The sequence below is a fragment of the Burkholderia paludis genome (genome assembly GCF_000732615.1).
GTDB lineage: Bacteria > Pseudomonadota > Gammaproteobacteria > Burkholderiales > Burkholderiaceae > Burkholderia > Burkholderia paludis.
This window is the reverse complement of the sequence record NZ_JPGL01000100.1, coordinates 1-19,589: the sequence shown is the minus strand read 5'-3', so window position 1 is coordinate 19,589 and position 19,589 is coordinate 1. Positions and strand designations below refer to the sequence as shown.

Annotated in this window: 20 protein-coding genes; 9 read left to right on the top strand and 11 right to left on the bottom strand. The window is 68.9% G+C overall.

Annotation, left to right across the window (positions count from 1 at the left end; translation table 11 throughout):
• On the top strand, window positions 1-187 hold a 187-nt coding region (locus tag GQ56_RS46830; protein WP_235212828.1), incomplete at its 5' end, for a hypothetical protein.
• An 8-nt stretch (window positions 188-195) separates the two neighbouring features.
• Window positions 196-561 carry a hypothetical protein gene (locus tag GQ56_RS0137270; RefSeq protein WP_031403484.1) on the top strand — a complete coding sequence of 122 codons (366 nt, stop codon included), beginning with the start codon at window positions 196-198 and terminating at the stop codon, window positions 559-561.
• 128 nt (window positions 562-689) lie between these two features.
• On the opposite strand, the gene GQ56_RS0137265 is transcribed toward GQ56_RS0137270, so the two are convergent.
• The 5 genes from GQ56_RS0137265 to GQ56_RS0137245 all read right to left on the bottom strand — a co-directional run bounded on the left by GQ56_RS0137265 (window position 690) and on the right by GQ56_RS0137245 (window position 6,622).
• Entirely contained in the window at window positions 690-1,172 is a 483-nt protein-coding gene (locus GQ56_RS0137265) for a DUF2501 domain-containing protein (RefSeq protein WP_031403483.1), read from the bottom strand.
• Between the two features lie 218 nt (window positions 1,173-1,390).
• Entirely contained in the window at window positions 1,391-2,629 is a 1,239-nt protein-coding gene (locus GQ56_RS0137260; protein WP_031403482.1) for an MFS transporter, read from the bottom strand.
• A 216-nt stretch (window positions 2,630-2,845) separates the two neighbouring features.
• Window positions 2,846-3,169 carry a DUF2218 domain-containing protein gene (locus GQ56_RS0137255; protein WP_031403481.1) on the bottom strand — a complete coding sequence of 108 codons (324 nt, stop codon included), beginning with the start codon at window positions 3,167-3,169 and terminating at the stop codon, window positions 2,846-2,848.
• A 205-nt stretch (window positions 3,170-3,374) separates the two neighbouring features.
• A complete protein-coding gene (locus tag GQ56_RS0137250) occupies window positions 3,375-5,537 on the bottom strand; it encodes a TonB-dependent receptor domain-containing protein (protein ID WP_031403480.1) in 2,163 nt (720 codons plus the stop codon).
• 116 nt (window positions 5,538-5,653) lie between these two features.
• Window positions 5,654-6,622: a helix-turn-helix transcriptional regulator gene (locus GQ56_RS0137245; RefSeq protein ID WP_031403479.1), complete on the bottom strand. Its 969-nt coding sequence runs from the start codon at window positions 6,620-6,622 to the stop codon at window positions 5,654-5,656.
• A gap of 159 nt (window positions 6,623-6,781) precedes the next feature.
• Between GQ56_RS0137245 and GQ56_RS0137240 the strand changes: the two genes are divergently transcribed.
• From GQ56_RS0137240 to GQ56_RS0137215, 6 genes are all read left to right on the top strand, one after another.
• Entirely contained in the window at window positions 6,782-7,897 is a 1,116-nt protein-coding gene (locus tag GQ56_RS0137240; protein ID WP_031403478.1) for an ABC transporter substrate-binding protein, read from the top strand.
• A 1-nt stretch (window position 7,898) separates the two neighbouring features.
• Window positions 7,899-8,840, top strand: a complete 942-nt coding sequence (locus tag GQ56_RS0137235; protein ID WP_031403477.1) for an alpha/beta hydrolase — start codon at window positions 7,899-7,901, stop codon at window positions 8,838-8,840.
• Entirely contained in the window at window positions 8,837-9,919 is a 1,083-nt protein-coding gene (locus GQ56_RS0137230; RefSeq protein WP_031403476.1) for a FecCD family ABC transporter permease, read from the top strand. The genes GQ56_RS0137235 and GQ56_RS0137230 overlap by 4 nt, the downstream gene beginning before the upstream one ends.
• Window positions 9,912-10,721 carry an ABC transporter ATP-binding protein gene (locus tag GQ56_RS0137225; protein ID WP_031403475.1) on the top strand — a complete coding sequence of 270 codons (810 nt, stop codon included), beginning with the start codon at window positions 9,912-9,914 and terminating at the stop codon, window positions 10,719-10,721. Before GQ56_RS0137230 ends, GQ56_RS0137225 begins: the two co-directional genes overlap by 8 nt.
• 265 nt (window positions 10,722-10,986) lie before the next feature.
• Window positions 10,987-11,535 carry a hypothetical protein gene (locus tag GQ56_RS0137220; RefSeq protein ID WP_031403474.1) on the top strand — a complete coding sequence of 183 codons (549 nt, stop codon included), beginning with the start codon at window positions 10,987-10,989 and terminating at the stop codon, window positions 11,533-11,535.
• A gap of 65 nt (window positions 11,536-11,600) precedes the next feature.
• Window positions 11,601-12,176, top strand: coding sequence for a polysaccharide deacetylase family protein (locus tag GQ56_RS0137215; protein WP_031403473.1), 576 nt, complete (start codon window positions 11,601-11,603; stop codon window positions 12,174-12,176).
• A gap of 12 nt (window positions 12,177-12,188) precedes the next feature.
• On the opposite strand, the gene GQ56_RS0137210 is transcribed toward GQ56_RS0137215, so the two are convergent.
• Window positions 12,189-13,154, bottom strand: coding sequence for a phosphotransferase (locus GQ56_RS0137210; RefSeq protein ID WP_031403472.1), 966 nt, complete (start codon window positions 13,152-13,154; stop codon window positions 12,189-12,191).
• Window positions 13,155-13,179: 25 nt separating this feature from the next.
• Here GQ56_RS0137210 and GQ56_RS0137205 point away from each other — a divergent pair, with 25 nt between their 5' ends.
• A complete protein-coding gene (locus GQ56_RS0137205) occupies window positions 13,180-13,869 on the top strand; it encodes a cephalosporin hydroxylase family protein (protein ID WP_031403471.1) in 690 nt (229 codons plus the stop codon).
• Here GQ56_RS0137205 and GQ56_RS0137200 read toward each other — a convergent pair.
• From GQ56_RS0137200 to GQ56_RS0137180, 5 genes are read right to left on the bottom strand one after another with little or no spacing between them, the layout of a single operon-like run.
• Window positions 13,826-15,031: a glycosyltransferase gene (locus GQ56_RS0137200; RefSeq protein ID WP_031403470.1), complete on the bottom strand. Its 1,206-nt coding sequence runs from the start codon at window positions 15,029-15,031 to the stop codon at window positions 13,826-13,828. The genes GQ56_RS0137205 and GQ56_RS0137200 overlap by 44 nt on opposite strands.
• A 7-nt stretch (window positions 15,032-15,038) precedes the next feature.
• Window positions 15,039-16,091: an asparagine synthase-related protein gene (locus GQ56_RS0137195; protein WP_031403469.1), complete on the bottom strand. Its 1,053-nt coding sequence runs from the start codon at window positions 16,089-16,091 to the stop codon at window positions 15,039-15,041.
• Window positions 16,088-16,966 (bottom strand): 4Fe-4S cluster-binding domain-containing protein, encoded by an 879-nt coding sequence (locus GQ56_RS0137190; protein ID WP_031403468.1) that lies wholly within the window; start codon window positions 16,964-16,966, stop codon window positions 16,088-16,090. Before GQ56_RS0137190 ends, GQ56_RS0137195 begins: the two co-directional genes overlap by 4 nt.
• Window position 16,967: 1 nt before the next feature.
• The gene (locus GQ56_RS0137185; protein ID WP_031403467.1) at window positions 16,968-17,960 is read right to left on the bottom strand and encodes an aminoglycoside phosphotransferase/kinase family protein; all 993 of its coding nucleotides are present in this window, start codon (window positions 17,958-17,960) and stop codon (window positions 16,968-16,970) included.
• A complete protein-coding gene (locus GQ56_RS0137180) occupies window positions 17,961-18,710 on the bottom strand; it encodes an FkbM family methyltransferase (protein WP_031403466.1) in 750 nt (249 codons plus the stop codon).
• Window positions 18,711-19,589 lie beyond the last annotated feature (879 nt).

Here is a 19,589-nt window from a genome sequence, read left to right as displayed (position 1 = left end):
CCCGCCCTTCCGATTCCCGTCGCACGCGCCTCCCGCCGTCGGCCGCGAGCGCCGGCGCAATATCCATTCCGCCAGCGCCGAATCAGCATCCGCCCGGGTGCGCGACCGGGCCCGCATCGTGCTATGTTTTTATTATCGGCACCGGCCCGTTGCAACCGGCGCCGCCCGGAATCGACGCATTTCGTGAGCGCTGCCATGTCCGACGCATCCCACACCCTCGGCTCGCAAGACCGCCTTGAGCTGCTTTGCTGGCTCACCTGCGGCAACCTCGGCGCGTTTTACCTCAACGAATCGTGGCCGGACGCCGCGTTTCACGTCCAGGCGGCGCACCGCTGGCTCGACCGCCATCACCGCCAGGCCGACTGGCTCGCGATCGCCCGGCTCGCGGCGGTCGCGCAGGACATCGCGAAGCGGCACGCCGGGTTCGTCGACGCATCGTGGGCGCGCGACGCGGTCGAGGAAATCGTGGATACCGACGATCTCGACTATCGGGCGAAACTCGTGCAATGGGTATACGAAGACTGCTGCAAGGCGCTCGCCGACAAGCGGCTGGCCGATTGAGCGCATGCGCGCGGGCCGCGGCATCGCGCGGCCGCCCGTGATTGCGTCGGAATGCGCGCGGCTGTCGCGACGACCGGCGGGGTCGGTGCGCCGTGCACCGCCCCGGGCGCCGCCGCGCGCGGTACGGCTTACAGCAGCGACTTCGCCTGCGAGAGCACCTTGTCGCAGATCTGCTTGGTCGCCTGCTGCTTCAGGCCGCCGCCGCTCAGGTCGAGCTTGCTGCCGTTGCCTGCGTCGAGGATCCCGCTCGCGCCGCTCGTATAGCCGCTGTCGGACGACGCGTTGCCGCCGAGCTTGCCCATCAGCGCGTCCTTCACCGACGACGCGCCGCCGGCGCCCCCGCCGAGATAGTTGTTCTGGATGCAGAACTGCAGCAGGCCCGCGACGTTGCCGGTGCTGCCCGGCATCAGCGACGAACCGCCGCCACCCGTCAATGCGCCGCCGAGGCCGCCGAGGTTGCCGAGCGCACCGCCCCCCGCGCTGCCGCCCGAGTCGCCGCCGCCTCCGACCTGCTTCAGGACGTCGCCCAGCTGCGCATGGGCCACCGAAAACGGCGCAAGCCATCCGATCAGCGCGCCTGCAACGGCCGCGCGGTAGAAACGTGCGTTCATGTAAAGCCTCCCGGTTGTGACTGCATGAGTACCGCGAATCGAATCCAAGGATACTCAATCGACCTGCGCATGACAGCCCCCGTGAGGCTGCCGGATGCACCCGGCGGCGCGAATTTTCGACAATTTGACAAAGCTTGACGTCGCTCGCGGCGGCGGCGGCCCGTCGTTCGCGCGACGGGCGTCGCGCGGCACGCCGCCCGACGCGGATGCGGATGCCGCTACGCGTGCCGTGCCCGCGATCCGGGCCGCGCCGCGGCGACGGCAACGAGCGCGAGGATTGCACCGATCGATGCATACGGCATGGCCGGATGCATTTCGTACAGCATGGCGCCGACGAGCGGACCGATCACCATGCTGAGCCCCTGGGCCATCGACATCGCCCCCGCGCAGGCGGCCTGCTCGTGCGGCGCCACGCGCTCGCTCGCCAGCGCCGCCACCGCGGGAAACGCCGCGCCCATTCCGCATGCCGCGACCAGGTAGCTCGCGCACACCCACAGCGGCCGGGCCGCATCGGCCATCAGGACCGAGGCGAACCCGGCGGCCGCCACGAGCGCCCCCCAGCGCAGCCACTGCGCCGGAGCGACCGACCGCAAACGCCCGACCAGCGCCTGCGTCACGATCAGGCCAAGGCCGGCGCTGCCGAGCACATAGCCGGTCGTCAGCGGCGCCGCCGCCGCGCTCACGCCCAGCCGGTCGATCACGTAGAAGCCGAGCGCGCTGTTCGCGATCATCACCGCGCTGTACAGCGCCAGCGCGCTGAACCAGGGCAGCCGCAGCCGCGCCTCGGTCGGTTTCAGCCGGGGCGGCGCCTGCCGCGTCGCGTGTTCGCCGCTGTCGCGCAGCCGGCGCAATCCGGCCAGCCCTGCCAGCGGCAGCAACGCAAACACGCCCAATGCCAGCGTCATGTCGTGCCCGGCGATCCAGCCCGCGAGCGGCGGCGCGACGACCATCCCGACGGCGCCCGCCGCGCCGAACCGGGCGATCGCCGCCGCGCGTCCCGTCACGGCCGTCCGGTCCGCGATCCACGCGGTCGCGGCAACCGGCAGCCCCGCGTAGCAGCCGCCCATGGCCGCACGCGTCACGAGCAGCGCGACGAAGCCGACCCAGACGGCCGGGACGGCCGAGCCGCCGTTGCGCAGCGCCCATCCGACGTAGCCCGTCAGCAGCAACGAGCTGGCGACGAAGCCGCCGATCGCCGCGCGCATCGCCGGCAGCTGGCCGCGCTGGTCCGCGGCCCGCGCCCAGCGCGGCGCGGCGAGCATCCAGACGAGCCCGACCACGCCGATGATCGCGCCGATGTGCAGCGGTTCGAGCTTCATGCGCCGCGCCATCGGGCCCGCGATCGTGACGAACGCATAGGTGCCCGCCACCATCGCGAAGTTCGCGAGCAGCAGCGGCAGGAACGACGCGCCGGCATCGGCCGGCGCGTTCACGGTGTCGGTGGAAGCGGTGGACATGGATCGGTTCGCAAGGAAGAAATGAAGGGAGGCCGGCGTGTGCCGGCCACGTCGGCCCGCCCGTGCGGGCGCGCGGCGTCGCGGGCGCCGCGGCGCAGCGCCGCGCGCCTCCCCGCCGCTGCACGTGCCGGTCGCCGAGCGACCGTCGCACCGCGCACCGGTCGCGAAAAAGCGCCCGGGCATCCCGCATCGACGTCGAACGGAAGCCGCATGCCGTCAGTCCGCCCGCTGCCATGCAATCGCGAGTTCGCGATTGCGCGACATCAGGACCAGATGCTCGGCCATCACGTACTGCATCTGCGCCAGCTTGTCGGCCGAATCGGTTTCGCAGCGTATCCGCAGCAGGTCGCCGGTACGCTCCATCCGGCAGGTGCCGTACGGAAAGTCGACCGTCGCACGGTGCGCGTCGAACACGACAGGCACCTTGATCGCGTAGTGCTTGCACAGCTTGAACAGCACGCGATCGGCCTGCGCGCACGTGACTTCCGCCGTGCTGACAAACGGCGCCGGACGGATCTCGGACTCGACACACGCCGTCATGCCGGCACCTGTGCAACGCGTTTCAGGAAGCGCGTCGACGCGCCGGGAACGGGCTGCGGGGCGCCCGCATCGGACATGACGGACGGACAGCGGCATGCGGCCGACCTCATGCTATGGAATGCTGATGGATTGGAGATTCGTGACAGGGCTTTCATGACATCGGTTTCCAGATTGAACGAACCGGCGCGGCGCGCCGGCCATGCCGTTACATTTCGGCGGTGACACTCACCGCGACGCGGCGCCCCTGATCGACCAGCCAGTTGCCGTTCACGCCGGTCGCACGCGTGCGGTCGTCGATCGGAACCATCCTGTTGGTCAGGTTCAGCACGGCGAAGTTGACGGAGAAACGCTTGTCGATCCGGTAGCGTCCGCCGAGATCGAAGGTCGTCGTCGACGGCCGTTCGCGCACGCCCTGCGCGCCGTTGCGGAACGCCGCCCAGTATTCGCTGCCGATGTAGTTCGCCGTCGCGTACAGGTCGAGCTTGGCCGTGGGCGTCCAGTCCACCTGCACGTTGAATTTGTGCTTGGGCGTCTTGTCGAGCGGATAGCCGTCGAGCGAGCTGCCGTTGAACGCCTTCTCGCCGCTGCCTTCGCGGCGCGACTGGGTCAGCGTGTAGGTGCCCGACACCTTCAGCGTGCGCAGCACGCGCGTGCCCGCCCCGAGTTCGAGCCCGTACAGCTTGACGCGGTCGATGTTGTCGTACACGTAGAGGTTGCGGCCCGGCGAGCGCGGGTCCGGCTTGCCCGTGTCGTAGCTCGACACCTTGTTCTTGAACAGGTTGTTGAACAGCGTCAGCCCGGCATAGGTGTCGCCCATGTCGTAGCGCACGCCGAGTTCCTCGGTCAGGCTCGTTTCCGGCTTGAGATCCGGATTGCCGCACAGCGTGCCGGGCGTCGCGCCCGCCGCGCCGCCCGACGTCATGCAGTAGCCGCCCGTGCTCTGGCGCAGCGAAGGCGGCCGGAAGCCGGTCGACACGCCGCCGCGCACCGTCCACGCCTGGCTGAGCTTGTAGACGCCGTAGACGCGCGGGCTCACGTGGCTGCCGTAGCGATCGTCGTGATCGAGCCGCACGCCCGTCGTCAGCGTGAAGCGGTCGTTGAAGAAATAGTCGTTTTCGCCGAACAGCGCCCATGCGTCGCGCGTGACGCGATCCGCGTTGGAGCCGTGGCCCTTCGGCACCGCATCCTGCACGCTGACGCCCGACAGCCGCGACCAGATGTGCTGGCCGCCCACGGTCAGGATGTTGCGCTCGCCCCACCACGGCACCTCGGCCTTGGCCTCGAGGATCGTGTCGGTCAGCGCCGGCTTCACCGGCGAACGCCCGACCGGCGTCCACTGGTCCTGCACGCCGCGCTCGCCGTACAGCGACACCGTGGTGTTGCCGAAGCCCCAGCGGCCGTCGTGCGTGATGCCCCAGTAATCGCGCACGTGCCGTGTCTCGGTGATCGCCGTCGCGGCCGTGCGCGGCGTGAGCGGCGCATCGCTCTTGCCCGGCGTACTCAGATAGGTGAGCTGCTCGTGCCCGACGTTCACGCTCACGTCCTGATTGCTCGCGGGCTTCGCCGCCAGCTTCACGTCGAAGCTGCCGATCCGCTGCCCGTTCGCCCCGCCCGTTCCGCTGTTCGGGTAATAGATGCTGTCCTCGCCGCGATGCAGGAGGCGGCCCGACGCCTGCAGCCCGAGCACGTCGGATTTCAGCGGGCCGCCGAGCCAGAAGTCGACGCTCTGCGTATCGCCCTGGTTCGATTCGAGCTGCCACACGCTGCCGGCCGTGATCGTGGCGCCCCAGCGCTTCGGGACCTTGCGCGTGATCACGTTGATCACGCCGCCCATCGCGTCGGCGCCGTACAGCGACGACATCGGCCCGCGCACGACCTCGATCCGCTCGATCGCGGAAAGCGGCGGCATCAGGTTCGACTGCACGCCCGAGGTGCCGCGGTTCATCGTTTCACGCGTGTTCTGCCGGCGGCCGTCGACGAGCAGCAGCGTGTACTCGCCGGGCATCCCGCGAATCGAGATGTCCTGGTCGTTCGGCGATGCGCCGACGACGCTCACGCCCTCGACATTGCCGACGATCTCGGCCAGCGACGTATAAGGCTTCGCCTCGATGTCGTTGCGATCGATCACCGAGATGCTCGCGGGCGCCTCGCGGATCGCCTGCTCGCGACGGCTGGCCGTGACGACGATTTCCTTCAGCGCGGTCGGGGCCGGCGCATCGCCGGCAACCGGCGCGGCGGCGACGGCCGACGCGACCGCCGGCTCGGCCGGCCGCTCAGGCGTTTGCGCCCACGCGCCCGACACGCCCATCAGACACAGGCCGGCAACGACGGCCGGCTTCATTGCAAGGTTCGCAGCTTGACTCGACATGGTGGCACTTTCGACGTTTCATAATGTGATTGATTCTCATTTCCATTATGAAACATGTAATGTGCCGAAATATTTGCGTAAGCTTCGAACTCGTTTGAGCGGCGTCGGCCGTGCGGTCAGCGGCGGTCGCTGCGGCGCGCGAGCGTCGGCGTGACGCCGAAGCGGCGCTTGTAGGCGGTCGCGAAATTGGCCGCGCTCGTGTAGCCGGCCAGCGCCGCGGCCTGCTTGACGCTGACCGCGTCGCGCTCGAGCGCCAGCCGCGCGCGCTGCAGGTGATGCTCGCGGATGAAGTCGAACACCGTCGTGCCGTAGGCCGCGCGGAACTGCCGCTGCATCGCGTTGGCGCTCATGCCGGCGTGGCGTGCGATATCGTCGAGCGACAGATCCTGCGCGGCATCGCTCGCCAGGAACGCGCGCAATTCCGCCATCCGGCGGTAGTCGCGCGATCCGAGCGCCGCGTCCGCGGCCTGCCGCGCTTGCGCGTCGGCCTCGAGCGGCGCGAACGCTTCGGCGAGCAGTTCCAGCACCCGGCTTTCCAGGTAGATCGCCTGCAGCATCGGCTGGCAGGTCGGCGGCCTGACGATCTGCTCGGCCAGCGCGGTCGCGCGCGGCGTCGGCTGCCAGAAGCGGATCGCCAGGTGCGCGGACAGCATCGCATCGAGCCGCTCCGGCAACGCGCCACGGCTTGCCGCCTGCAGATGGCCCAGCCACTCGCCCGACATCGCCAGGCTGACCCGCCGCGCATAACCGCCCTTGCTGAGCCGCCGGCGGAACGTATCCGGCTGCACCGCATTGAGCAGGAACGACTGCATCCGGAGCGAAGGCGGCGGCGCGGCGCGGCTCGCACGACGCCCGTCCGTCGTCAGCACCACACGCCGGTCGCCGTACGACACGTCGAGCGCGCCTTCGAGCAACAGCACGAGATGCAGGCCCGGCGTGCACTGCCCCGACATCACCGCGTCGAGTTCGTCGGTCGCGTCGTCCGCGTGGATGCACAGGCCCGGGCGAACCTCGCGGATCCGCGCAACGTGCGCGGCATGGCGATGGCCGCCGGAATGGAAAGCAGCTGACGTTTGCGCTGTCATGTCGTGATACCCCGTCGCGTGCGCCGTGCGCCCGCACAAACTGTTTCGTCGCTGGATCAAACAGCCGGCATGCGTCGATGCCCCGCTGCTCGGTTACAATTAAATGAGAATTATTATCATTTATATCGTATCGGGAGTCGTGTGAAAAAGACAAGTGGAATGTGGGCCATGCTCGGCGCATGGATGTGCGGCTGGCTCGCGATGCATGCGGCGCACGCGGACACGACCGTGACCGACCTCGCCGGTCGGCAGGTCAAGATTCCCGCGCGCGTCGAACGCGTGCTGCTCGGCGAGGGGCGCCTGCTGCCCGCGCTCGCGGTCGTCGATCCCGATCCCGCGCGCCGTCTCGTCGGCATGATGGGCGATTTCGAGCAACTCGACCCGGCCAGCTATGCGCAATGGCTCGACCGGTTTCCGCACCTGAAGGACGTGCCGCGCATCGGTCGCTCGCAGTCCGGCAGTTTCAGCGACGAACGGGCGCTCGCGTTGCGCCCGCAAGTCGCGATCTTCGGTCTCGGCGGCGGCCACGGCCCCGGCGAGCGCGACCGCGAAACGCTGGCGCGGCTCGAGGCCGCGGGCGTCGCGATCGTCTTCGTCGACTTCCGCCACGACCCGCTCGCGAACACGACGCGCAGCATCGCACTGCTCGGCCAGGTGCTCGGCGCGCCGCAGCGCGCGGCGGATTTCAACGCCTACTGGCAGGCGCAGCTCGATCTCGTCCGCACCCGGCTCGCGAACGCGAAACCGGCCGCGCCGAGCGTGTTCCTCGAAAGCCGCGTCGGCCTGTCGAGCGATTGCTGCGACACGATGACGGGCATGATGGGCCGCCTGCTCGACGCCGCCGGCGGCAACAACATCGCGAAAGGCCGCGTGCCCGGCGAGCACGGCACGCTGAATCCGGAATACCTGCTCAGCCGCCAGCCCGATTTCTACATCGGCACCGGCATCGGCTCGACGCAGACGCTGCAAAGCGCACCGCTGCGCATCGCGCTCGGCGCCGGCGTGTCGCGCGACACCGCCACCCGCTCGTTCGACCGGTCGCTGCAGCGCCCGCAGATCGCGCCGCTGCGCGCGGTCCGCGAGCGTCGGGCCTACGCGATCTGGCATCACTTCTACAACTCGCCCTTCAACGTCGTCGCGGTGCAGGCCCTGGCCAAATGGCTGCATCCCGCACTGTTCGCCGATCTCGATCCGCGCAGCACGTTCGACACCATGGTGCGACGCTTCCAGCCCGTTGCGCTGCAAGGCGAATACTGGGTGCAGGAAGGTTCCTGACATGGCGTCGCCCTCTTCCACGATGCGCCGCTCGCTGCTCGTCGCCGGCCTCGCGGGCTCGCTCGGCGGCCGGCTCGCGCCCGCTTTCGCCGCGCAGGCGCAAGGCTGGCCGGCGCTCGACGCGGCGCCCGCCGTCCAGGTGCCGAACAGCCATCAGTTCGACGTGACGGTCGCCGGCAAGACCCGCCGGCTGTTCGTCGCGCTGCCCGCCGAACCGGCCGGCGCCGCGCCCCATCCGGTGCTGACCGTGCTCGACGGCAACGCGCTGTTCCCGCTTGCCGCGCAACTCGTCCGCAATCGCCGCGCGCGGCCCGACGGCACGCCCGATGCCGAACCCGTCGTGCTCGGCATCGGCTATCCGACCGACGGGCCGTACGACATGGCCGCCCGCGCGGACGACTACACGCTCGCGCCGCTGCCGGACGGACGCAGCCTCGCCGCGGATCGCTTCCTCGATTTCATCGAGCACGAGGTGCAGCCCTGGCTGGCCCGGCAGGTATCCGTCGACCCGGCGCGCAAGACGCTGTTCGGTCATTCGTACGGCGGCCTGCTCACGCTGTATGCGATGCTCACGCGCCCGCACCTTTTCGGGCGCTATGTCGCGGCGAGCCCGTCGATCTGGTGGGGCGACCGCGCGCTGCTGCCTTATGCCGACCGGTTCGCCGCGCAAGCGGCGCCGCTCGCGCCCGCCCTGCGGCTGCTCGTCACCGCGGGCAGCCGCGAGGAAGACACGTCGAATCCCGACGCCGAACGCATGCGCCGGCAACAGGCGCGCAGGCAGGTCAGCTCCGCCCGCGATTTCGTCCGGCGCGTCGGCCGCCGTCCGGGGCTCGATGCCGCATTCCACCTGATCGACGGCGAGGACCACGGCGGCGTCGTGGTACCCAGCGCGATGCTCGCCGCGCGCATCGCCGGCGAACCCGCCACGGGAGACGCCGCATGAGCGCCACGTCACCCGCTGCCGCCACGGCCGCCACTGCCGCCGCTTCGCTGAAGCAGCGCTACCGCGCAGTCGCCGCGCGACGCGTCGGCGCGCTGCTGTTCCTCGCCGGCGTGCTCGGCGCCCTGCTCGTCGTCGACGTCGGCACCGGCCCTTCGCCGTTCCCGATCGCGGATCTCGTCGCCGGACTGTTCCGGCCGGATGCGCTGCCGCTCGAACAGCGCGTGATCCTGTGGGACGTGCGCCTGCCGTACGCGCTGATGGCCGTGCTGGTCGGCGCGTCGCTCGGCCTCGCCGGCGCCGAGATGCAGACGGTGCTGAACAACCCGCTCGCGAGCCCGTTTACGCTCGGCATGTCGGCCGCCGCGAGCGTCGGCGCATCGCTCGTCGTGATCTCGGGCTGGCACGTCGTGCTCTGGAACGAGAACATCGCGCTGTCGCTCGGCGCGTTCTGCTGCGCGAGCCTCGCGACGCTGCTGATCGTCTGGCTCGCGTGGCGACACGGCGCGACCACGGAAACCGTCGTGCTGTTCGGCATCGGCCTGATGTTCAGCTTCGAGGCGCTGCTGTGGCTGCTGCAGTTTCTCGCGGACGCGAACGCGCTCCAGCAGATCGTGTTCTGGAGCATGGGCAGCCTCGCACGCGCGACGTGGAGCAAGATCGCGCTGCTGTCGTGCGTGCTCGGCGCCTGCGCCGTCTGGGCGAGCTTCGACGTCGCGTCGCTGACCGCGCTGCGCGCCGGCGACGAACAGGCGCGCAGCATGGGCATCGCGGTCGAGCGGCTGCGGCTCGTCACGCTGGTGCGCATCAGCCTGCTGTCGGCGACCGCGCTGTCGTTCGTCGGCACCATCGGTTTCGTCGGCCTCGTCGGGCCGCACGTCGCGCGGCTGCTCGTCGGCGACGAGCACCGCTACTATCTGCCCGGCGCCGCGCTCGCCGGCGCGATCATGCTGGCCGGCGCATCCGTGCTCAGCAAGACGCTGATCCCCGGCGTGACACTGCCGATCGGCATCATCACCGCGCTGGTCGGCGTGCCGCTCTTCATGATCCTCGTCAGCCGGCGCAGGAGGCTCGATGGATAAGCGCGCCCTGCACCTCGACGGCCTGACCGTGCGTTACGGCGCGCGAGTCGTGCTCGACGGGCTGTCGCTCGCCCCCGTCATGCCCGGCACGATGATCGGCCTGCTCGGGCCGAACGGCGTCGGCAAGTCGACGCTGCTGCGGGCGCTCGCCCGGCTCGCGACAGCGCACGGCCATGCGGCGTTCGACGGGTTCGACCTGCTGCGCGGCTTGCGCCGCGAGCACACGCGGCAGGTCGGCTACCTGCCGCAGACGCTGCCTCAACCGTCTTCGCTGCTCGTGTACGAAGCCGTACGCAGCGCGTTGCGCGCGACCTGCGGCGGCTTGTCCGACGCGGCGCGCGACCTGCGGCTGCAGCAGGTGTTCGAGCGGCTGCGGCTGCAAGCGCTGGCGATGTCGCCGCTCGACCGGTTGTCCGGCGGGCAGCGGCAGATGGTCGGGCTCGCGCAGGTGCTCGTGCGCGAAACGCCGCTGCTGCTGCTCGACGAACCGACGAGCGCCCTCGACCTGCGCTGGCAACTGCTCGCGCTGGAAGCCGTGGGCAACGCGGCGCGCCGGCGCGGCGCGGTCGTGGTGGTCGCCCTGCACGACCTGAATCTCGCGTCGCGATTCTGCAACCGGCTCGTGCTGCTGGGCGCCGACGGCCTCGTCGCCGACGGCGCGCCCGCCGACGTCTTGACGCCGCAGCACTTGCGACGCGCGTACCGCGTCGATGCGCGGGTCGAACGGACGGCGTCGGGCGATTACGTGGCGCTCGCGGAACGCGCGATCATGGACGACATGCAGGACGTGTGCGACGCGTAAACGGGCACCGGCCGCGCCGACGGCCGGTGCCGCTTGCGGACATCCGTTCGGTATCGGTTCACCCGCCTCGCCGCACCAAAGTCGAAGTCGAAGCCGACGCATAGGCCAGCGACAACGCACGACCAACATACGGCCGACGCACACAAAGCATCATAGAATCGCGCTGCGGGACCAACGGGTCCCGCCCGCCGCGACATCGGCATGGGCACGTGCGATCGCCGTGCATGCGGCGGCCTGCTCCTCAACCTGCAAGGACGATCGCGTGATGCGTGCATACCGACTTCTGCTGACGGCCGGCGCCTCGGCCATGCTGGCCGGCTGGGCGACGGCGGCCCAGCCGGCGCCCGCGACGCCATCCGCCGCTGACTGCCCGTCGCCGTCGTTCGCGCGCTACCCCGCCCGCCCGGGAACCGCGCCGCCTACGCCGGCCCGCGCGCCGCGGCTGACCGGCAAGGAAGCTCGTCTCTACCGCACCGTCATCCGCGACGAGTTCACGCAACCGGCCAATTTCGCCGGCCACTACCGCGTCGCGATCTGGGGGTGCGGAACGGATTGCCGGAATTTCGCGATCGTCGACAAGTACACCGGTGCGACGTATACGATGCCCGGCATTCAGGCCGTCGCGGGCGTGATGGGCAACGACGAGGAGCGCGTCGATTTCCGCCCCGACAGCAGGCTGCTGATCGTCGCGGGCTGCTTCAACGACGATTGCGACGACAGCAACGTGAAGGCGGCGCGGTTCTTCTACGAGTGGACCGGTGCGCGCTTGCGGCCGATCGGCACCTGTCCGCTGGCCATCGAGCCGATTCAGTAGCCCGCGCGACCTGCACCGACCTGCGCGATCGTTCCGCCGGTACACCTTTGACGCCCCCACCCGCGATGTCCGTCCACTTCAGCTTCGACGACGGCCCCGGCCCCTCGACGCCGCCATTGCTCGACGTGCTGCGCGACGCATCGTGCCAAGCGACCTTCTTCCTGCTCGGCAAGCATCTGGCCGGCGCGCTCGACGTCGCCGCGAGAATGGCGCACGAAGGCCACCGGCTCGGCAATCACACTCATTCGCACGCGCGGCCGGGCGCACTGGCGGACGACGTGCTGGTCGACGAGATCGAAGCGACCGACGCGCTGATCCGCGACGCCTATCGCCAAGCCGGCATGCCCGCGCCGGACGCGATTCCGCTGCGTCTCCCGTACGGGCTGATGCCGCAAGACGATCGCACCGGCGTGCTCATGCGCTTGCAGCGCGAACACACGGGCTGGACCGCGATACTGGACGACTGGCAGCGGCCGGCACCATCGCCGCAGGTGCTGTTCGACGCGATGTGCGCACATGTCGACGCCTGTACGGCGCGGCATCGCGACGTGCTGTTCTGCCTGCACGACGGATCGCGGCACGGTGAAGCGCGGCCCAACACGGTCGAAGCCGTGCGCCTGTTCCTGAACCGGAAGCGCTGAAGCAATCGACCGTCAGTGTCCGCGCGCGGCGTCGCCCAGCAAGTGACGCCAGCCACCGAGAAAACCGATGCCGGGCCCCGGCACCCACAGGCCGCGCTGCGCGGCTTCCAGATGGATCAGCGTCTGATCCGCGCAGAACAGCGCCGTCAACGCATCTCGATTGGCGCGAATCCAGTCCGGTGCGCGGTCGGGACGCGTCTCGACATAGGTGAGCAGGCCGGCCTCCCATCGCTGCGCGTCGAATACGAAGCGATCGTCCCGCCCCGCATCGCGCGACAGCGCGAATGACGCGAACGCCGCCTCGAGCCATTGCGTCCCCTGCCCGACATCGTCGAAGTCGAGGACGCCCTTCACCGCATGGCCCTCATACAGCAGGTTGCCGGCGTGATAGTCGCCGTGCAGCCAATGCGCCGGCCCGGTCAGCCAGCGCGCGGCGGCATCGAGAAGCACGCCGATCCGCCGGAGCACCGTGTCGTATTCGCCGTTCAAGTCGTCCGGCAACGCCGGCATCGCACGCGCCGCGACGCGCGCATGGCGCGCCGACAGCCACGCCAGCGGCGCCGATTCGCCTGCCGGTATCGCGGCCAGCGCCGCATGCAGATGCGCGAGCACGCGCATCGCATCGCGTGCGCCCGCCTGCGCGTCGTCGGGCAAGCCGGGGCGGCCGTCGATATGCTCGAACAGATGCAGCCAGCGTCCATCGGCCGTCTGCACGCCGGATTGCGCATCCACGGTCGGCCGCAGCCGCGGCAGCGCGGGCCGCATCGGCGCCGCGTGCGTTCGGTCGAGCTGGCCGAGTATCGTCGCCTCGCGATGCACCTGCTCGACCGGCTTGCCGGACCACGACACACGCAGCACCGCACGCCCCGGATCGCACTCGACGAGATACGTTTTGTTAGTATGGCCCGACGACAGCGCCTGCAGGCGCGCCGGCCGCAGGTTCCAGTGCCGGTGCAGCCACGATGCCAGCGTTTCCACGTCACTCCTACTTGTTGCATTGACCATGTCAGAGCGTCCTTCAGCCCGCATGCGGGACATCAACATCGAATGGCTGACGCGCGCCGCCGAATTCGACCATCTGTTCCAGACCCGCTGGCTCGGCGAGCGCTTCTTCCATCTGCCCGGCGACATGCTCGCGCTCCAGGAACTGATCTGGCGCGAACGCCCCGACTGTATCGTGCAGACCGGCATCGCGGCGGGCGGCGGCGTCGTGTTTTCCGCATCGATGCTGGAATTGGCCGGCGATCGCGGCCATGTCGTCGCGATCGAACCGCGCCTGCGCGACGAGGTCAGGCAGCGCCTGCAGGCGCACCGGCTCGCCCATCGCATGACGCTGATCGAAGGCGAGTCGTGCGCGCCCGACACGCTCGCATCGGTGCGCGCCCGGATTCGCGACGGCGCGCGCGTGATGGCGATCCTCGATCTCACGCATACCCACGCACACGTGCTGCGCGAACTCGAATGCTATGCGACGCTCGTGACGCCCGGCAGTCACGCGATCGTGATGGATACCATCATGGAATACCTGCCCGAGTCGATGTTCGACGGCAAGCCGTACGGCAAGGGCAACAATCCGGCCACTGCCGTACGCGAATTTCTCGCCCGCGACGACCGCTTCGAGGTCGACCACGACATCGAGGACCGCGTGCTCATGACGCTGTCGCCAGGCGGTTTCCTGAAGCGAGTGCGCTGATCAGGCGGGCCGCCCGCGCCGAGCCGTCGCCGGCGTAACTCGCGCGGATTCGCGCCGCCTGCTCGCGCAACGAACCGGGACGCAACAGGCGTTCGAGCGCATCGGCGATGTCCGCCACGCCGGCCTGCTGCAGATCCAGCACGCAACCCGCGCCGGCGCGCTCGACGAAATGCGCCGAATGAAACTGGTCGTTGCAGAACGGCGACAGCAGCATCGGCACGCCGCACGCAAGCGACTCCATCACCGAATTCGCGCCGCCGTGGCTGACGAACGCCTGCGTGCGCCGCAGCAGCGCCAGTTGCGGCGCATAACGCACCGCGACCACACGGTCGTCGTCGGCCGGCAGCAGATCCGAGTCGACCAGTTCGCCCACCGACAGCACCAGTTGCGCGGAGGTCGCACGCGTCGCATCGATGACCTTCGCGAACACATCGGGGTGATAGTAGAGCTGGCTGCCGAGCGACATGTAGACGAGCGGGCGATCCGCGTCGAGGCGTTCCCACGGGAACGGCGTCTCGTCGCCGCGCGGGCCGGACGGCAGCGCCGGGCCGACCAGTTCGACACCCGGCGGCGGCGCGCCGACCAGCGCGTCGGTCGTGAATGCGAGCGTCAGGTGCGGCGACAGGATGTCGCAACCGCGAAAGCGCGCGTCGAGCCCGTAGCGCGCGAACAGGCGCGTGCGCTCCGGAACGAGCCATCGCACGGTGCGCAGCAATTCCGAATCGAGATCGTCCGGCAGCACCGGATTCAGCGAATTCGACATCGACACCCAGGGCAGCCCTTCCAGCTCGGCGGCAATCGCCGCGGCATAGAGCAGCGGATCGATCACGACCACGTCGGGCCGCCAGTCGCGCAGCACCGCGCGGATGCCGTCCACCTGCGCGGGTGCGAGATCGATCAGCAGCGTGCGGATCCAGTGCCGCAGCCAGTCCGCATCGCGAATGTTCGCGGCGAAACTCGCGCCGCGCGACAGGTCGTGGCGTTCGGGCATCTCGCGCGGCCCGACGAACGCGAAGCCGCCCGCCCCGTCGAGTTGCGCACTGATGTCGGCCGGCGCGTAGAACGCGACGTCGCAGCCGGCGGTGCGCAGATGCTGCGCCGGGCCGATGCAGGGATTGACGTGCCCCTTTTCAGGCACCACGCAAAACAGGATGCGTTTCATGAGCGAATCAGGTTGATCGATGCGTGGCATCGAGGTGGTCGAGGATCAGCGACAGCGTCGTCCACAGTACGCGTTCGGTATCCGCCTGCAGCGTGGGCGCGGCCAGACCGAGCGCATCCGCGAGTGCACGCGTGCGTTCGCGATCGAGCAGCGGCGCGAGATCCATCGCGGGTGCGAGCCGCCCGCGCTTGGGGCCGTGCACGAGACGGTCCGGCAGGTTCAGGCGCGCGCCGAGATCGCGCAGGCATTGCTTGTCCGGATCGGGCGCGACGCTCGTCAGATGCGCGACGACTGCGGTGTCGACGAACGGCGGATGCAGGTCGACCGACGCCGCATCGAACAATGCGTGGCACAACGGCAGATAGTTGGCCGACCGGTCGCGGCGCAGCACCTGGTCCGCACCGTCGCCCGTGATGGCCACCTCGATGCCGTCGGCGGCCATCGCCTCGGCCAGCAGCAGCTTCGCGACCGGATGCAGGTTGAACATCGGCTCCTCGACCGCATGCGTCGTTCTGGGCAGCGCCGCGACGAAATCCGCCTCGTTCGCGCGCACGATCCGCACGGCAGCCTGCATCTGCGCGGCCAGTTCGAGTGCGGCGTCGCGCTCGCAATAGTCCGGCAGGTCGGTCACGAGGACATAGCACGTCACGTGCGGCAGCGCGCCGAGCTCGCGCAGCAGCGCAAGCAACAGCGCCGAGTCGAGCCCGCCGCTCAACGCCAGCGCGACGCGCTTGCCGCTGTCGAGCGCGCGTTGCAGCGACGCGCGCAGCACGGTTTCCAGATCGGCATGCCGTGGCTGCTCGAGCGCCGGCTGCACCGTCAGCCCTTGCGGCGAGCGGATCAGCGTGTGTCCGGGCGGCACCGCAAGCACGTCGCGCAGCACGGTGCGTCCGACCAGACGCGCGCCGCCCAGATAGCCCGCGATGGCTGCCGCGTCCGGCTCGCCGGCCGGTTGACCCGACATGCGCAGGACCTCCCGGATGCCGGACGCCGTCGCGCCGCTGCGCGGATGGTAGTGAAGCCGGTCGAAGCCGAACGGGTCGCGCGTACCGACGATCATGGATAACGAGCCTTCAAGGTATTCACTTCAATGCGTTTCAGGATGCGATGCGGCGCCACCGGCGCGCTGCCGCCCTGGCAATGCAGGCATGCCTCGAGCGGCGCTTCGCGTTGCAGATACGCGAGCATCGCGTCGAGCATGCCCGCGTCGTCGCGCAGCGGCAGGCCGTCGGACCGGAAATCCTTCTCGCCCTTGTAGAGCGTGTGGAAATGCGCCGGCCGCGTGCACGTGTAGAACATGCCGTCGCGAATCATATGGCAGCGCTCCCGAATCCAGCAATCGTGATACAGGCGCTGCGCGGCGTCGCGATCGGTGCCGGGCTGCGCCCGGTTCATCGTCGTGAACACGTCCTGCACCTTCCAGTTCAGGCGTACGTCGAAATGCGCGGCCTGATGCTCGATGTACGCGATCAGGTCGGGCGCCAGCGACGGCTTCGGGTAGCGCGAGATCGTCAGCGCATCCACCGCCTGCCAGAATGCGTCCTGCATCTCGCCGAGTTTCAGGCCGTTCGTCGTGACCGAGATCACGGGCGCGATGCCCGTGGCACGCACGCGCTCGACAAGCTCGACGAGCGCCGGGTGCAGCAGCGGTTCGCCGCCGACCAGCTTGAACATGCGCGGACGCAGCACCTTGGCGGCCTTGCGCAGATCGGCTTCGATCGAATCGGGGCTCGCGTGCCACTCGGGCAGCAGCGGCGACAGCGAACAGCATTCCGCGCAGGTCAGGTTGCAGTGATCGACGATATGCGCTTCCAGCGAACGCGTCAGGATGCGTCCGCCTTCGACACGGTAGTCGCGATCCAGCGGCGGCGGGAACACATGCTGCCGCTCGCCGGACGGCGCCGGATTCGGGATCGGGTTCGGATTCACATTCACTTCAGCGTCCTGCTTCCACGCAACGGAGAAAGAAAGCGACCAGACGGTCGCGCGCATCCGCCATCGCGGACGCCATCGTCACCGCGCCGTCCAGATGCGCCGCGAAACGCGACGGATCGTCGAGCCAGCCCTGCACGACCCACAGCTTCAGCGCGTGCTGCAGGCACGCGGCATCGACCGCCCATCCGATGTGCGCGGGATTCACCGGCCGCACTTGCCGATACGCGAGTACGAACGCCTCGGCCATCTGCGGCGCCTCGAGCGGCAGATGGTTCAGGCAACGCACCAGTTCGTATTCGCGCGGCGCGCCGATCGACGCTTCCCAGTCGAGAATGAGCGGCGGCAGCGTACCCGTGAACAGATAGTTGAACTGGTTGTAGTCGTTGTGAATCGCATGTTGTGGATCGTCGGCGGGAAACGCGTCGATGCTGCCCGGATAGTAGCGGTCGAGCATGCGCAGCGCGAGATCGACGTAGCGGCGCAGGTGCGCGGCGCCGTCGTTCGAGCCTGCGCGGCGCGATGCATCGAGCAGGCTGACGCGCATCGCGTCCGCGTCGAGCGCGGCCAGCCGCGAGCGGAGCGTGTCCGGCGTCGGCAGGCGCAGTTGCTCGAGGCCCAGGTGCAATGCGGCCAGACTCGCGCCGAGCGCGGCCCACTCGTCACGCGAAAACGTATCGTAGGTTCTGAACCGACCGGTTTCCCAGCGCGTCAGCATCGCATGCGCGCCCGCGCCGCTCCACAACGGCTCGCCGGCAGTCGTGCGTTTCAGCGTCTGAACGTGACGGCGGGCGTCGCCGTGCGTTTCGAAGTGCGCGAGAACGGCGGCCTCCTTGGCCGCGCGAGCATGATGCTCGGGCGCGTACAGCTTGACCGCCACGCCGCCGTCATCGGTCGGCAGATGCCACACGCGTTCGCCGACCTGCCGCGGCGCGTCGCTTCCGCGAAGCGCATAGGCGCGGCGGATCGCGTCGAAGGTGGCGGCGAGCGGGCTCATTCAGATGTGCTCGGCCGGCCCGTGCCGATACGGATGACCGGTCAGGAACGTGTTGTGCCCGACGTAGCGCAGCTTGTACATCGCCGGCCGGAACAGCACCGATGGATCGTTGTTCGCGATGCCGAGCAACGGATACAGGTCCTGCCGTACGAAGAACGCGTTGTTGCCCATGTCGTCACAGCAGACGAGTTCGTAGCCCTTCTGCCTGCCGAGACGAACGAGCGACTCGAGACTCGCGCCGTAGTAGGTCGAACCGTCCCATTCGTGATCCGGATTGAAGCACATGACCCAGCGTTCGGGCGGCGTGTAGTACGGGTTGTATTCGATCACGACGATGCGCGGCCGGTACGCCTGCAGGCCGCGCCAGACCCAGTAGTCGTTGCCGTCGATATCGATCGACAGCAGGTCGAAGTCGGCCGGTGTGTTCGCATCGGCTAGCAGCGAATCGACCGTGTCGGGCTGGACGCGATCGTGGTGCAGCCGAACGCAGTCCGCGCCCGCGTAGTGGGCGGCCAGCTTGCCGAAGCGGTACGCGCTGCCTTCCACCAGCACGCCGGACCAGTCCTGTTCGCGCAGCAGCCGCGCGGTGTTGCTGTTGCGCAGGCCGTCGCTCGCGCCAATATCGACGCAAAAGCGGTGGGTCGGCGCGATCCGCTCCATCAGGCGCGCGAGGATGCCCTCCTCGGTGCCCTGCGCATACAGGCTAGGCGCGAGGGCGGACAGGTCGAGCGGTAAGGGACGGTCCTGCATCGCGGCGGCGGCTCCAGGTCGGAATGGGATGGCGGGGGGTGTTCGGGGGGTAATTTACCCGAAGTCGCCCGGGAGCAGGAATCCGCGGCTTTCGATGCTGCGCGGCTTTATCGGCACGGGAATGAAAAAGCCCGCATCGGCAATGGCGGGGATGCGGGCGCGAGGTGAGTCCGGCTCGGGGCTTCGGTCTGCGTATGCCGGCCTGACATTAGGTCGCATGCAGGCTATGCGGGTCGAATTACGATCGAATCGATTTCAAAGAAGCTGGCCGTAAATTTACCCTAACCGCGCCTTTGCTTGCTTCAACAATTGACAACCGAGTGTCGGAATTTTCCACCTCCGAATGGGGCAGCTTGGTGGGCCTGAGTCAATATTCGCGCTACCCAAGCGCGAGACCCGAATCCTCGTCTCCGGCTACGACCTCCAGATATTGGCGCGGATCATCGCCCCTTTCCCTTTACTTATTTCGCAATCCAAGGAAGGACATATTTTGCGCAGAGTAAGCACAGGGCGAGGAAGCCCCCTGCCCAAACGAGCGGATTCCAACGAAGCCGGTAAAGAAAGCGGCCCTCCCGCATTGCTACTTGCTCCGCATGCAAACGCGCCGTCTCGCGCATTAGGCTGTGTGTCAAGGCGTTTATTTCGTCGTGAGTCATGGGGCTACCTCGTGGCGGGTTAGCCTCAGCATACCCGAAGTCAGACGCGCCCCATATCCCACCAAGCTACACACGCGTTCCGACTGGTTGCGACAACGGGACCTTTGTAGTGGTCAACCAACCCCGGACACTGCGTTAAGTTTTTCTTCCGCAACAGCCGGCGCCAGTCCGTCATTGAACTGATGCGGCCGTATCCAGTTGTACCGATGCATCAGGTAGTGGC

Coding starts and splice junctions, on each gene's coding strand:
- GQ56_RS0137205 (WP_031403471.1), top strand. CDS start 13,180: ATGTCAGAGCGTCCTTCAGCCCGCATGCGGGACATCAACATCGAATGG.
- GQ56_RS0137215 (WP_031403473.1), top strand. CDS start 11,601: ATGTCCGTCCACTTCAGCTTCGACGACGGCCCCGGCCCCTCGACGCCG.
- GQ56_RS0137240 (WP_031403478.1), top strand. CDS start 6,782: ATGTGGGCCATGCTCGGCGCATGGATGTGCGGCTGGCTCGCGATGCAT.
- GQ56_RS0137250 (WP_031403480.1), bottom strand. CDS start 5,537: ATGTCGAGTCAAGCTGCGAACCTTGCAATGAAGCCGGCCGTCGTTGCC.
- GQ56_RS0137270 (WP_031403484.1), top strand. CDS start 196: ATGTCCGACGCATCCCACACCCTCGGCTCGCAAGACCGCCTTGAGCTG.
- GQ56_RS0137225 (WP_031403475.1), top strand. CDS start 9,912: ATGGATAAGCGCGCCCTGCACCTCGACGGCCTGACCGTGCGTTACGGC.
- GQ56_RS0137245 (WP_031403479.1), bottom strand. CDS start 6,622: ATGACAGCGCAAACGTCAGCTGCTTTCCATTCCGGCGGCCATCGCCAT.
- GQ56_RS0137235 (WP_031403477.1), top strand. CDS start 7,899: ATGGCGTCGCCCTCTTCCACGATGCGCCGCTCGCTGCTCGTCGCCGGC.
- GQ56_RS0137260 (WP_031403482.1), bottom strand. CDS start 2,629: ATGTCCACCGCTTCCACCGACACCGTGAACGCGCCGGCCGATGCCGGC.
- GQ56_RS0137220 (WP_031403474.1), top strand. CDS start 10,987: ATGCGTGCATACCGACTTCTGCTGACGGCCGGCGCCTCGGCCATGCTG.
- GQ56_RS0137255 (WP_031403481.1), bottom strand. CDS start 3,169: ATGACGGCGTGTGTCGAGTCCGAGATCCGTCCGGCGCCGTTTGTCAGC.
- GQ56_RS0137200 (WP_031403470.1), bottom strand. CDS start 15,031: ATGAAACGCATCCTGTTTTGCGTGGTGCCTGAAAAGGGGCACGTCAAT.
- GQ56_RS0137195 (WP_031403469.1), bottom strand. CDS start 16,091: ATGATCGTCGGTACGCGCGACCCGTTCGGCTTCGACCGGCTTCACTAC.
- GQ56_RS0137265 (WP_031403483.1), bottom strand. CDS start 1,172: ATGAACGCACGTTTCTACCGCGCGGCCGTTGCAGGCGCGCTGATCGGA.
- GQ56_RS0137185 (WP_031403467.1), bottom strand. CDS start 17,960: ATGAGCCCGCTCGCCGCCACCTTCGACGCGATCCGCCGCGCCTATGCG.
- GQ56_RS0137180 (WP_031403466.1), bottom strand. CDS start 18,710: ATGCAGGACCGTCCCTTACCGCTCGACCTGTCCGCCCTCGCGCCTAGC.
- GQ56_RS0137230 (WP_031403476.1), top strand. CDS start 8,837: ATGAGCGCCACGTCACCCGCTGCCGCCACGGCCGCCACTGCCGCCGCT.